This is a genomic window from Streptomyces sp. NPDC048353 (assembly GCF_055587165.1).
Genome location: NZ_JBVJGU010000004.1, coordinates 170,665 through 184,346, shown reverse-complemented (window position 1 = coordinate 184,346; position 13,682 = coordinate 170,665). Strand labels below are relative to the sequence as shown.

Below are 13,682 nucleotides of genomic sequence, written 5' to 3'. Positions count from 1 at the left end.
GGGACGCTATGCCATTGGTACAGTCTTCGCGGGTAGATCTCGGCCAGAAGGGAGCCAACGGACCATGGCGGTGGACGAGCTCGACACGCGCATCCTGCGTCTGCTGATCGGGCAGCCGCGCACCAGCGTGCGGGAGTACGCGCGGATCCTCGGGGTGGCGCGCGGGACGGTGCAGGCGCGCATCGACCGGCTGGAACGCGACGGGGTGATCATGGCGACCGGCCCGTTCCTCTCCCCCGCGGCGCTCGGGCATCCGGTCCTCGCCTTCGTCCACATCGAGGTGACCCAGGGGCGTCTGGACGAGGTGGGCGACGCGCTCGCCGCCGTACCGGAGATCGTGGAGGCCTTCTCGATCACCGGCGGGGGCGATCTGCTGACCCGGGTGGTGGCCCGGGACAACGGCCATCTGGAGGACGTCATCCAGCGGCTGATCCGGCTGCCCGGCGTGGTCCGCACGCGTACGGAGATGGCGCTGCGCGAACGCGTCCCGTACCGGCTCCTGCCGCTGGTCGAGTCCGTGGGGTCGGCAGCGGGCCGCTCGGACGGCGAGGCCGTACGGGGTCAGTAGACGTCGCGGACGTAACGCTTCTCGGCGGCGAGCCGCTTGACGTACGCGGCTGCGGCCTCCTCGTCCAGGCCGCCGTGCGCGACGGCGATGTCGCGCAGCGCCCGGTCCACGTCCCCGGCCATCCGCGCGGCGTCACCGCAGACGTAGAAGTGGGCGCCCGAGCGCAGCCACGACCAGAGCTGCGGTCCGCGCTCGCGCATCCGGTCCTGGACGTACACCTTGGCGCGCTGGTCGCGCGAGAAGGCGGTGTCCAGACGGTCCAGGGTGCCGTCGGCGAGGAGGGCGGTGAGCTCCTGTTCGTAGTAGAAGTCGGTGGCCCGGTGCTGTTCGCCGAAGAAGAGCCAGTTCGGCGCGGTGTGGCCGAGGGCCCGGCGCTCCTCAAGGAACCCGATGAACGGCGCCACGCCCGTGCCGGGGCCGACCATCACCATCGGGGTGGCGGGGTCCGGCGGCGGCCGGAAGTGCGGGGCGGCGCGGACCAGGACCGGGACGGCGGCGCCGGGTCCCGCGTCGGCGAGGAACGGTGAGCAGACGCCCTTGCGGGGGTGGCCCCGGCGGTTCTCGTAGCGGACGACGGAGACGGTGACCGAGACCCGGAACGGGTCGGTCAGCGGGCTGGAGGAGATCGAGTACAGGCGGGGCTGCAGGCGCCCCAGCACCTCGGCCCACTCCTGCGCGCCGGCCAGGACCGGGTGCTCGGCGATCACGTCGACGGCCTGCCGGCCCCAGGACCACTGCGCCAGCCCGTCCTTGTTGTCGGGGCGGAGCAGCCGCTTCAGGTCCCGGTCCCCGGTCCGTTCGGTGACGAAGCCGAGGAGGGCGGGGGTGAGCCGGGTGATGTCGAGGTGGCGGTGCAGGGCCTCGCCCAGGGGGATGGCGCCGAGGCCGGGCAGTGCGACGGGCGCCCCGGCGTCCAGGCCGGTGACGGCCAGCCACTCGGCCACCAGGTCGGGGCAGTTCACGGGGTGTACGCCGAGGGCGTCGCCGGCTTCGTAGAGGAGCGGGGTCTCGCTGCCGCTGGTGTCGAAGGTGAACCGCCGTACCTCCTTGCCCGCGCCCGGCAGGCTGAGCAGCCGGTTGCCGGTGAGCCGGGCGAGGACCGGCGCGGGCTTCGGACGGGAGGCCCGGGCGGGGACGGCGGCGGGGGCGGGGACGGGGGGCGTCAGCGGTCCGTTCCCGGAGGCGACGGGAGCGGCGGCATCGGAGAGGCTTGCGAGGTCGGTGGGGTCAGTGAGGCGTGCGATGTCGGTGGGATCGGTGAGGCCCGCGAGGACCTGGTCAAGCCAGGCGTGGGCGGACGGCTCGTAGTCCGGTTCGCAGTCGGTGCGCGGCGCCAGGCGTACGGCCCCCAGCTCGTCCAGCCGCCGGTCCAGGCGCCGGCCGTGCCCGCAGAAGTCGGCGTAGGAGGAGTCGCCGAAGGCGAGGACGGCGTACCGGCGGCCGTCGAGGCGGGGTGTGTCGGGGGCGGTCAGCGCGTCCCAGAACCCCGAGCCGTTGTCCGGCGCGTCCCCGTCCCCGAACGTGCTGGTGATCAGCAGCAGATCGGCGGCGGGCGGCAGGGCCCGGGGGTCGGCCTCGTCCATGCCGGCGAGGGCGGCCCGGTGCCCGGCCGCCGTCAGGCGGTCGGCGGTGGCCGCGGCGAACTCCTCGGCGTTGCCGGTCTGCGAGGCCCACAGCACGACGATCTCGCGGGCCGCCGTCCGCGCCCCGGGCGCCGGGGCGGAGGCGGTGTCGCCCGGCGTACGGGAGTACAGACCGGCGAGGACCCCGTTCACCCAGCGGGCGTGCTCCTCGACGAAGGGTGCACCCGGGGGCAGGACGGGGATGCCCGGGGCGCCCGATTCCAGACCGGCGAGGAAGCCGACGAGGTACTGCCGCTCCCGTTCGGAGAGGACGGGCGGCGGGGTGGGTGCGAGACCGAAGGCGGCAGCGGGACCGGCCGGCAGGACGGCGCTGGGGAGCAGAGCGGCGGGGGCGGAACCCGGGATCACGGCCGCGAGGCCGGCTCCGGGGCCGGCCACGAAGGCGCCGGGCAGCCTCGGCCCGGGCGGCGCGGCCCCCCGGCCCGTCTCCCCCGGCGTCGCCGCTCCCTCCCCCGCCGCCGTCGCCGCTGTCTCTTCCGCCGCCGTCGCCGCTTCCCCTTCCGCCGTCGCGACCTTGGTCAGGGCCACCGCGCACACCTTCAGCTCGGGCTGGAAGGAGAGCGGGTCGACCGCGTCGTTGGTGACGGCGTTGACGCTCAGGTCCGCTCCGAACAGGTCGTTCCAGTGGAACGGCGCGAAGCAGGCGCCCGGCGCGACCCGGTCCGTGACGACCGCGGGGAGGACCGCCCTGCCGCGGCGCGAGGCGATCTCGACCCGGTCGCCTTCCCGGAGGGAGAGGCGTTCGGCGTCGTCGGGGTGCACCTCGACGAAGGGCGAGGGGTTCAGCTTGTTCAGTCTGGCGACCCGGCCCGTCTTGGTCATCGTGTGCCACTGGTGCTGGAGGCGGCCGGTGTTGAGGACGAAGGGGTGGTCGTCGTCGGGCATCTCGGCCGGGTCGACGTGCGGGCGCGGGTGGAAGACGGCGCGGCCGCTCGGCGTGGGGAAGACAGGCCCGGCGCCGGTGTCGTCGACGTACCGGATCGGGTTGCGGGCGGGGCCGCCCTCGGCGGCGGGCCACTGGACGGATCCGGCGCGCAGCCGCGCGTAGGTCGCTCCGCCGAGGTCGTAGCCGGTCCGCGGGTTCCCGGCGCGCTTGATCTCCTCGAAGACCTCCTCGGCGGTGTCGTACGCGAACGCCTTCTCGTACCCCATGGCCTGGGCGACGCGGGAGATGATCCGCCAGTCGGCCATCGCTTCGCCGGGCGGATCGGCGGCCGCCTGGGCGAGGGTGAGGTTGCGTTCGCTGTTGATCAGTACGCCGTCGGTCTCGGTCCACAGGGCGGCGGGCAGGACGACGTCGGCGTACGCGTTGGTCTCGGTGTCGGCGAACGCGTCCTGGGTGATGACGAGTTCGGCGGCGCGCAGCCCCTCGATCACGGTCCGGCGGTTGCCGACGGAGGCGACCGGGTTGGTGCAGATGATCCAGCAGGCCTTGATCTCGCCGTCGGCCATCCGCCGGAACAGGTCGACCGTGCCGCGGCCCGAGCCGTCCTCGCGGAGTGTTCCGGGCGCGAGGTCCCACAGCTCCTCGATGAAGGCGCGGTCCTCGGGCACCAGGACGGACCGCTGGCCGGGGAGGCCGGGGCCCATGTAGCCCATCTCCCGCCCGCCCATGGCGTTGGGCTGGCCGGTCAGCGAGAAGGGGCCCGAGCCGGGGCGGCAGATCGCGCCGGTGGCGAGGTGGAGGTTGACGAGCGCGTTGGTGTTCCAGGTGCCGTGGGTGGACTGGTTGAGGCCCATGGTCCAGCAGCTGGTCCACTCGCCGGCCTCGCCGATCCAGGCGGCGGCGGTACGGATGTCCTGCTCGGGTATGCCGGTGATCGCGGCGACGGTGGCGGGCGGGTAGTCGGCGAGGAAGGCGGGCATCGCCTCCCAGCCCTCGGTGTGGTCGGCGATGAAGCCGGGGTCGGTGTGCCCGTTCTCGTACAGCAGGTGCAGCAGCCCGTTGAGCAGGGCGAGGTCGGTGCCGGGCTTGATGCGCAGGAAGAGGTCGGCCTTGTCGGCGGTGGCGGTGCGCCGGGGGTCGACGACGATCATTCTGGCGCCGGCCTTGACGCGTTCCCGTATGCGCAGGAAGAGGATGGGGTGGCAGTCGGCCATGTTGGAGCCGATGACGAGGAAGACGTCGGCCCGCTCGAAGTCGTCGTAGGAGCCGGGCGGGCCGTCGGCGCCGAGGGAGAGTTTGTAGCCGGTGCCGGCGCTCGCCATGCAGAGCCGCGAGTTGGACTCGATCCGGTTGGTGCCGAGGAAGCCCTTGGCGAGCTTGTTGGCGAGGTACTGCGCCTCCAGGCTCATCTGTCCCGAGACGTAGAGGGCGACGGCGTCGGGGCCGTGCTCGTCGACGATCGCCCGCAGGCGGCGGGCGGTGTCGGCGAGGGCGTCGTCGGTGGCGGTGGGGACGGGCGCGTCGTCGCGGGTGGGGCGGACGAGGGCGGTGGTGAGCCGGCCGGGGGCGGCCAGGAGGTCGGCGGTGGTGGCGCCCTTGGTGCAGAGCCGGCCTGCGTTCGCGGGGTGGTCCTTGTCGCCCGTCGCCCTGAGGACGGTACGACGGCCGTCGGGTCCCCTGCCGATGTCGAGGAGCATGCCGCAGCCGACGCCGCAGTAGGAACAGACGGTCCGTACCTGCTCGGCATCCTGCCGCGGGGCCCGCTCGTCCTGCGTCGTCACCGGGGCGCCTCTCTGTGGAACCGATCGGATCCCGACGGTACGGAACGGCCGTTACATCCGTGTCAACCGGGCCGATCATGATCCGTAACGCGCGTCACACAGAGAGGCGGGCAAGGGTGTGAGGGCGGGGGTCTGCGGGCGGCACACCGCCGCCGACCTGCGGAAACGACTGCCCTTCGCATCATCGGAGTCCGCGTGAGGGGGCGGCGGATCCGCCGCCCCCTCGCCCGGGTCAGGAACCCCAGGCCTCGAATTCGTAGATCCTGGCCGCGGGGTCCGCGGTCTGCGTCGGCCGGGTGATCTCCAGGCGTACGTACCGGGCGGCGCGGGTCACCGGGTGGGTGGTCGTCGCCGCCGTGTTGCCGGTGACGGTCACGGCGGTGGTCCACGGGTCGGCGGTGGAGCCGCGGACCTTGATCGTGAAGTCGCGCGTGTTCCAGGCCGGGTCCTCACCACCCGCGCCGGCGTGCCGGACGACGAAGCGGTCGAGGGTACGGGAGGAACCGAGATCGACCTCCAGCCACCGGGCGGTCGTGGTCGTGCACCACTTGTCGGCGGTGCCGCCGGAGACGCTTCCGTTGACGGCCTTGGCCGGGCCCTCGGCGGTGGCGCACCGGCCGGAGGCGGTGGCCGGGCGGTTCAGCGCGAGGTTGGCGCCGGTGGGGGCCGACCAGGCGACGGTGGTGGCCGCGGCGGGCGAGCGGCCGTACTCGGTGGAGACGGCCTCGACCTCGACGGTCGTGGCGGTCTCCGTGCCCGCCCGGTCGAGCCGGGGCACGAAGAGGGCGTCGTTGGGTGTGCCGCCGAGGAAGGTGCGGGTGCCGTCCGCGTTGCGCCGGTACACCTCGTAGTGGTGGACCGCTCCGGACGCCGACGGCGTCCAGGCCAGGCGCAGCGACTTCCGGCCGGGGCTCACGTCGGTGGTGCCGAGCACGGTGACTCCGGTCGGCGCGGCGGCGGCGTCGACCGTCCCGTCGTACACGGCGATCTGGCCGACCCGAACGTCGTACGAGGCGGCGGTGCCCACGGTCCGGAGTCCGATCTGGGCGATGGTCCGGCCGCTGTACGCGGAGAGGTCGAGGGACTTGCGCTCCCAGCCGGTGGTGGCGTTCGCCCCGAGGTCGAGGGTGGTGAAGTCGGTCGGCGCGTCCGTGAAGGAGACGGCGGCCGCGAGGCGGGTGGGCCCCGCCGTGGGGGTCTTGACCACGAGGGAGAGCGTGGTGTCGGCGGCGACGGGGAGCTTCGTCTGGTAGAGCCGGACGGTGTTGACGGCGTCCAGGGTGCCGGTCAGCCGGAGGGAGGAGCCGCCTTCGTAGGCGTCGGAGAAGTCGATCGACGGGGTGAGGCGCGTGCCGGTCGAGCTGACGAGCCAGCGGTAGGTGGGCGGTACGTCCTGGAGGGAGAGGTTGTTCCAGCCGCCCGAGGAGACCCGGACGCCCCCGGAGTGGAAGAAGTCGCCCTGGCCGGCGCCGAAGGAGGTGACGAACGGTTTGGCGGTGACGGCGGAGGACTCGGGGACGTAGTGGGCGAGGCCCTTCCAGGCGGAGGTGGTGGTGGTGTTCGAGGGATCGCCGTTCGCGCCGTCCCAGTAACGGGCTTCCCGGGCCTGGGAGTCGGCGCGTCCGGTGGACGAGGTGAAGGTCCATTCGGGCCGGTAGATGCCGAGGGAGGCGGCGTGCGGCTGTCCGGCGGGGAAGACCGAACCCCAGGGGACGGAGGTGTCGTATCCGTTCGCCTCGGTGTCGATGCCCGCGTACAGCTCGTACTCGCTCCGGCCGAGGGAGCGGGCGAGGGTGCGGGAGGAGCCGAGGCCGGCGGCGCTCCAGCCGAAGTCGAGGAACATCGCGTCGGAGGTCCGCCGCGAACCCTCTTGCAGGAAGGCGTCGTTGGCGGAGGTCAGGGAGTCCTGCCAGCTCACGGCACCGGACTCGGCCATCGCGTCGTACCACATGAACTCGACGGGGCCGAGGGAGCGGGCGTACCGCATCACCTCGCGCAGCTCGCCGGCGAGCGCCGCGTCGCCGCCCGCGGTCTCCTGGTTGACGAACCAGCCGTCGAAGCCGTAGTGCCGGGCGACCTGGGCGAGTTTGTCGGCGACCGGGTAGGTGGAGCCGGTCTTCCGGGCGAAGTCGCGCACCCACTGGATCTGGCCGCCGTACGCGGTCGGCGGGAAGAAGACGGTGCCGTAGACCTTGACGCCGTTGCGGTGGGCGGCGTCGATGACGGTCGCGTTCGGGGCGAGGATCAGGCCCTCGCTCGCGGAGCCGCCCCAGAAGACCAGGGTGTCGATGTACTGCCAGTGGCCGAAGGCGTAGGAGTGCGGGTCGACCGAGCCCTGGGAGGGGTTGTTCGAGGTGGGGCCGAAGGAGACCAGGGAGGCGATCTTCGCCTCGCCGGCGCGGGCGTTGGGGTTGGCCTTGAGCGCGGGGTCGGAGACCCGGGGCCGCAGGGGGACGCGGGAGCGGTTGAACCGGGCGTCGGGGTCGGTGGCCGGGTCCCAGTCCAGAAGGGTGTTCGGGTGCCAGTAGGAGGCGTAGGGCTGGTCCCCGGCGGCGGGGGCGGCGGCGTGCGCCACCGGCGCGAGCGGCGCGTGGGGGGTGAACGGGGCGAGGCCGAGCAGGGCGGCGATCAGCGCCGTGATCAGCAGGAGGGGGAGGTGACGTCTCATCCGATACTCCGGTCCAGCGGGAGGGTGGGGGTGCTGGGTGTACGGGAGGTACTGGAGGTGCTTGACGTACGGGGGTGGGGGCGGCGGCGGTCGGCGTAGGGGGCGGTGCGGTGGGCGACCCGGACCGGGGCCGGGGCTCGGACGGGGGCGAGGGTTGGGGCCCCCGGGTGGGGGCCCTGGGTGGGGGTCGTGGTCGGTCCGGTCCGGGTCCCGCCCCGGCCCCGGCGGGGCCTTCGTACGGCCGGCCCGCACCGTCGGCCGTCACGACCCGGGAGGCTAAACTGCTTTAGTCGGCGGGGTCAAGGGGCCGGGGGCGCCGTGCTCTCGCGGACCGTGAGCCTCGGGGTCGGGTTCTTGATGTCGCCCGCGCTCGCCGGGTCGTCGACGACGGCGAGGAGCGCCCGCGCGACCTGCTCGCCCAGCGCGAAGGTGTCGCGGGTCAGCGCGGTGAGCGAGGGGTGGACGATGCGGGCGAGCGCGGAGTCGTCGAACGAGACGATCGACAGCGCGCCGGGCACCGCCACCCCCATCTCGCCGGCCACGCCCAGGCCGGCGACGGCCATCACGTCGCTGTCGTAGATGATCGCGGTCGGCCGCTGCGCCCGGGCGAGCAGCGCGCGGGTCGCGGCCGCTCCCTCGGCGTCGCTGAAGTCGGTCGGCAGCGAGACGGCCTCGGCGAGACCGAGGCGGCGCGCGCTGTCGCGTACCGCGCGGATGCGGCGCCGGGTGTGCTGGAAGGCGGGCAGTCCGGCGAGGTGCGCGATCCGGCGGTGGCCGAGCGCGGCGAGGTAGTCGACGATCGACACCATCGCCTCCCGGTCATCCGCCCACACGCTGGGCAGGGTGCCGTGGCGCCCGGGGCCGCCGATGACCACGGTCGGGACGCCCAGCGCCTCGAGGACCGGGACGCGCGGGTCGCGGACCTGGAGGTCGACCAGGACGAAGCCGTCCACGCGGTGTTCGGAGGTCCACCGGCGGTAGACGTCGATCTCGGCCGCGGTGTCCTCGACGACCAGGAGCTGCAGCGCCGTCCCGCGCGCCGAGAGGCCCGCCTGGAGGCCGCTCAGCAGTTGGCTGAAGAACGGTTCCAGGCCGATGGTCCGGGCCGGCCGCGCCAGGACCAGGCCGACCGCGCCGGCCCGGGCGCCACCCAGCGCGCGTGCGGCGCTGTGGGGCCGCCAGTTCATCTCCTCGGCGACGCGCAGGATGCGCTCCCGGGTCGCCTCGCTCACCCCCGGCCGGCCGTTCAGCGCGAACGACACCGCGCCTTTGGACACCCCGGCTTGCCGGGCGATGTCGGCGATCGTCGGTCTGGCCACGCAGGCCCCTTCCGTTCCGCTCCGGTTCCCGCGCCCCCGCCCGGCTTTCGGGCGTGAGCGCCCTGGTCGCCGGGCGTGAGCCGTCGGCTTCCCGGGCTTCCGCTTCGGCCCCGGCGTCCGCGCGCGGGGGCCGCCGAGTCCGGGCCCCCGGCGTCCGCTCCGGTGCGCCGCGCTCCCTTGACACGGGAGTGTAGCGGGAGCATAGTCCCCCCTCGCTAGACCGGTTTAGCGGCGCACCGCCCTCCGTCGGACCAGACCCGGGAGACCTCTCAGATGCGAAGAAGCCACTGGATACGGACGGCCGTGGCCGTGATCGCCGCGGCGACGCTGGCGGGCTGCGGGCTCGGGGACCCGGGCGGCGCCGACGGCGGGGACGCGACCGGCGGCGAGGTCACCGGCACGGTCTCGCTCCAGACGTGGGCGCTGAAGCCGAAGTTCACGGCCTACATGGAGGGGGTGATCGGCGCCTTCGAGAAGCGGCACCCCGGGGTCGAGGTCGAGTGGCTCGACCAGCCCGGCGAGGGCTACTCCGACAAGGTCCTCAGCCAGGCCGCCGGCGGCACCCTCCCCGATGTCGTCAACCTCCCCCCGGACTTCGCCCTCCCCCTGGCGAAGCAGGACATGCTGCTCGACGTGTCCGGGGCGGACCCCGAGCTGGCCGCCGACTACGTCCGGGGCGGCGTCGACGCCTACCGCTTCGCCGGCCGGCCCGGCACGTACGGCTATCCCTGGTACCTCAATACCGACGTCAACTACTGGAACGCCGAGCTGCTCACCCGCTACGGCCTCGACCCGAAGAAGCCGCCGGCCGACCTGGACGGGCTGATCGCCGCCGCGCGGACCGTCAAGCGGGCGTCGAACGGCTCGGTGTACCTCATGAGCCGCAAGCCGGGCCTGATGGACTTCGCCAACGCCGGGGTGAAGCTCATGTCCGACGACGGCAAGAGCTTCGTCTTCAACACCCCGCGGGCCGCCGCGCTCCTCGACACCTACCGGGCCGCCTTCAAGGAGGGGCTGCTCCCGCAGGACGTGCTGACGGAGACGTACGCCGGGAACACCAAGCTGTTCAACTCCGGCACCGCCGCCTGGACCACCGCGGGCGGCAACTACATCACCTCCCTGGCCACCGACAACCCGAGCCTCGCCCCCAAGGTGGTCTCCTCCCCCGCGATGGGTACGCCGCCGCTGTACGTGCAGGGCCTGTCCGTGTCCAAGGGCACGAAGAACCGGGCCACCGCCCTGGCCCTGGCCCGCTGGGTGACCAGCGCCGAGAACCAGGCCGCCTTCGCCCGTCTCACCAGCGTCTTCCCGTCCACGAAGGCGTCGGCCGGGGACCCGTTCTTCAGCGCGAGCGACGGCAGCAACGCGGGCGCCGCCAAGGTCACCGCCTTCACCTCGCTCGCCGCGGCCCGCATGCTGGAGCCCGTCCAGGCCAACGACGCGATCAAGACGGTCGTCAACCAGCAGATCGCGCTCGCCCTCAACGGACAGAGCGACTCCCAAAAGGCCCTGGACACGGCGGTCGCCCGCGGCAACCAGCTCCTGAAGGACTAGGTCGTGTCCGGAAAGTCCCGCCGTCCCCCCGGCCCCTCCCGCAAGGAAGGCCCCCATGACCCACCGGCGCTGGTTCACCCCGTGGCTGCTCGCCGGGCCCGCCGTGGTCTGGCTCGCCGTCTTCAACCTGTGGCCCGCCGTCAACACGGTGATCCTGTCGTTCACCAACGCCAGACCGCTCGGCGGCGGACACTTCACCGGCCTCGCCAACTACGAACGGGCGCTCGACGACGAGCAGTTGACCGACGCGCTGGTCAACAGCATCGTCTATCTGCTCGTGTGCCTGCCGCTGCTGACCCTGCTCCCCCTGCTGCTGGCCCTCCTCGTCGAGAAGAGGCTGCCCGGCATCACCTTCTTCCGTACCGCCTTCTACACCCCGGTCGTCGCCTCCGCCGTCGTGGTGGCGCTGATCTGGGGGTGGGTGCTGGACGAGCGCGGCCTGCTCAACGGCCTCCTCGGCCAGCTGGGCCTGGCGGACCGGCCGGTCTCCTTCCTCACCGACCGCTGGCTGCTGTTGTTCAGCGCGATCGGCCTCACCGTCTGGAAGGGCCTCGGCTATTACATGGTCATCTACCTCTCCGCGCTCGGGAACGTCGGCCGCGAGCTGCACGAGGCGGCCGCCGTGGACGGCGCCTCGGCCGCCCGGCGGTTCTGGCACGTCACCCTCCCCGGGGTACGCCCCGCGATGATGCTGGTCTCGGTGCTCATCTCGGTCTCCGCGCTGCGGGTCTTCTCCGAGCTGTACGTCCTGTCCGACGGCACCGGCGGCCCGGGCGGCCACGACATGTCGGTGGTGATGCTCATCCAGATGTACAGCCGCGGCTTCACCGGCCACATCGGCTACGCCTCCGCCCTCAGCCTGATCCTCTTCGTGATCACCGTCGGCCCGATGCTGCTCCTCGCCCGGCTGAACCGGAAGGGGGCCTGACGATGGCATCCGCGCGAAGCGGCCGGCGGGCGGGCGGTCGTGTCCGGAAAGTAGCGCCGTCTGCCCGCAGGGCAGGGCCCGCGGCGTCTGGTGCGTGCGATCGCAAGGCGGAGGGTCGCCCTCGTACCGGGCGTACTCGGGTGATCCCGACAACGCGGCGAGGGCGCGGGCCAGGCGTCGCGGGCCAGGCGGGACTTTCCGGACACGGCCGAGCTACGGCACGGGGCTTCGCCACCCCCTCGCCCGCCGAGAAGGCGGTGCGCTACGCCCTGCTCGTGCTCGTCCTGCTGCTCACCGTCGGCCCGTTCCTGTGGCAGCTGTCCACCTCCCTCAAGGGCCCGGGCGAGGACGTGTTCTCGCGTACGCCCGACTTCCTGCCCCGCGATCCGACCCTCGCCAACTACGGCAAGGTCGCCGACACCATCCCGGTGTGGACGTACGCGGCCAACTCCCTCGTGGTGGCGGCCGTCGCGGTCGTCGGCAACGTGGTCGGGGCCACCCTCGCCGGGTTCGCCCTGGCCCGCCTGCGGTTCCGGGGCGTCCGGCTGGTGCTCGGTCTCTTCCTCGCCACGCTCGTGCTGCCCGGGGAGGTCACGATCGTCTCGCAGTACGTGACCGTCCGCAGCCTCGGTCTGACCGACACCCTGCTCGGGGTCGCCCTGCCCGGCGCGATCGCCATGCTGAACGTGCTGCTGATGTACACCGCGTTCCGGGCGATCCCGCCCGACCTCGACGCGGCCGCGCTCGTCGACGGCGCGAACGTCCGGCAGCGGCTGGTCCACGTGGGGCTGCCGAACGTCCGGGGCATGCTCAGCGTGGTCGTGATCTTCACCTTCATCGGGGCCTGGGACGACTTCCTCTGGCCCCTCATCGTTCTCAACGACCCCTCCCGCTACACCCTGACGGTGGGGTTGCAGTACCTCAACGGCACGTTCTCCGCCAACCCCCGCTTGATCGCCGCCGGCACCATGATCGCCTTCCTGCCGATCGTCGCCGTGTTCGCCGTGCTCCAGCGGTTCTTCTTCCGAGGCGTCGAGGAAGGCGCGGTCAAGGGATGAACCCCCCACACGAAGCTCCGGACCCCCGTTTCGGGGTCAACTACACGCCCACGCAGGGCTGGTTCCACCACTGGCTCGACTTCGATCTCGACGCCGTGCGCGCCGACCTGGACTCGATCGCCGGCCTCGGCATGGACCACGTCCGGGTCTTCCCGCTGTGGCCCGTCTTCCAGCCGAACCGGACCCTGATCCGCCCGCGCGCGGTCGAGCAGCTGGTCCTGCTCGTCGACGCGGCGGCCGAACGCGGCCTGGACGTCGCCGTCGACGGACTCCAGGGCCATCTCTCCAGCTTCGACTTCCTGCCGTCCTGGACCGTCACCTGGCACCGGCGGAACATCTTCACCGACCCCGAGGTGCTCGACGGCCAGGCCGCCTATCTGCGCACCCTCGCCACGGCGCTCGCCGACCGGCCCGGCTTCCTCGGCATGACGCTGGGCAACGAGATCGACCAGTTCTCCGGCGACCCGCACCCCGACCCCGACCGGATCTCCCCCGCCCAGGCGGAGCGCTGGCTGCGCCGGATGCTGGCGGCGTGCGAGGAGGGCGCCCCGGGGCGGGCCCATCTGCACGCCGCCTACGACGCGGCCTGGTACCTCGACGACCACCCCTTCACCCCCGCGCACGCGGCGCGGATCGGCGCGGCGACCGCCGTGCACTCGTGGGTCTTCAACGGCACCGCGCAGCGCTACGGCTCCGACTCGTTCGCCACCGGGCAGCACGCCGCCTATCTGATCGAGCTGTCCAAGGCCTGGGCCGAGGACCCCGGCCGGCCGGTGTGGCTGCAGGAGGTCGGCGCGCCCGCCCCGCACGTCCCCGCCGACCGGGCCGCGGAGTTCACCCGGACGACGGTGGAGGCCGCGCTCGACTGTCCGGGGCTGTGGGGGGTCACCTGGTGGTGCTCCCACGATGTCGACCGGGCGCTCGCCGACTTCCCCGAGCTGGAGTACGGCCTCGGCCTGCTGACCACCGCGCGCGAGGTGAAGCCGGCCGGGCGGGCCCTCGCCCGGATGGTCGCCGAGCTGCGCGGGCGGGCCCATCGGCCGGCGCCCCGGACCACCGCACTCGTCCTCGACCTGCCCGACGCGGCGCCGAAGCGCTCGGTCTGCGCGCCGGGCGGGCGGTTCTTCGAGGCGTTCATGCGGCTGGCGGCCGACGGCGCCAGGCCGACGGTCGTGCTGGCCTCGCGCGCCTCGGACCGGGAGCATCTCACCGGACGCGGGATCACCGAGACGGTCACGGCCGACGACCTCGGCCGGGCCGGACCCACCTTCACGTGA

The 13,682-nt window shown here is 73.2% G+C and carries 8 protein-coding genes; 5 read left to right on the top strand and 3 right to left on the bottom strand.

Features of this window, described 5'->3' with window-relative positions; all coding sequences use genetic code 11:
• Positions 1-64 precede the first annotated feature (64 nt).
• Entirely contained in the window at positions 65-568 is a 504-nt protein-coding gene (locus ACZ6RC_RS16030) for an Lrp/AsnC family transcriptional regulator (protein WP_391138103.1), read from the top strand.
• Here the strand turns inward: ACZ6RC_RS16030 and ACZ6RC_RS16025 are convergent.
• The 3 genes from ACZ6RC_RS16025 to ACZ6RC_RS16015 form a co-directional block, all read right to left on the bottom strand.
• Positions 562-4,794 carry a molybdopterin-dependent oxidoreductase gene (locus tag ACZ6RC_RS16025; protein WP_469584305.1) on the bottom strand — a complete coding sequence of 1,411 codons (4,233 nt, stop codon included), beginning with the start codon at positions 4,792-4,794 and terminating at the stop codon, positions 562-564. The genes ACZ6RC_RS16030 and ACZ6RC_RS16025 overlap by 7 nt on opposite strands.
• Before the next feature lie 316 nt (positions 4,795-5,110).
• Positions 5,111-7,546: an endo-beta-N-acetylglucosaminidase gene (locus tag ACZ6RC_RS16020; protein ID WP_469583212.1), complete on the bottom strand. Its 2,436-nt coding sequence runs from the start codon at positions 7,544-7,546 to the stop codon at positions 5,111-5,113.
• Positions 7,547-7,845: 299 nt separating this feature from the next.
• On the bottom strand, positions 7,846-8,865 hold the full coding sequence (locus ACZ6RC_RS16015; protein ID WP_469583209.1) for a LacI family DNA-binding transcriptional regulator: 1,020 nt from the start codon (positions 8,863-8,865) through the stop codon (positions 7,846-7,848).
• A gap of 273 nt (positions 8,866-9,138) precedes the next feature.
• On the opposite strand from ACZ6RC_RS16015, the gene ACZ6RC_RS16010 reads away from it, so the two are divergent.
• From ACZ6RC_RS16010 to ACZ6RC_RS15995, 4 genes are read left to right on the top strand one after another with little or no spacing between them, the layout of a single operon-like run.
• On the top strand, positions 9,139-10,419 hold the full coding sequence (locus tag ACZ6RC_RS16010; RefSeq protein ID WP_469583206.1) for an ABC transporter substrate-binding protein: 1,281 nt from the start codon (positions 9,139-9,141) through the stop codon (positions 10,417-10,419).
• Positions 10,420-10,474: 55 nt separating this feature from the next.
• Complete coding sequence (locus ACZ6RC_RS16005; protein WP_469583203.1) at positions 10,475-11,347, top strand: carbohydrate ABC transporter permease; 873 nt, start codon at positions 10,475-10,477, stop codon at positions 11,345-11,347.
• A 2-nt stretch (positions 11,348-11,349) separates the two neighbouring features.
• Positions 11,350-12,405 (top strand): carbohydrate ABC transporter permease, encoded by a 1,056-nt coding sequence (locus tag ACZ6RC_RS16000; RefSeq protein WP_469583200.1) that lies wholly within the window; start codon positions 11,350-11,352, stop codon positions 12,403-12,405.
• A complete protein-coding gene (locus ACZ6RC_RS15995; RefSeq protein WP_469583194.1) occupies positions 12,402-13,682 on the top strand; it encodes a glycoside hydrolase 5 family protein in 1,281 nt (426 codons plus the stop codon). Before ACZ6RC_RS16000 ends, ACZ6RC_RS15995 begins: the two co-directional genes overlap by 4 nt.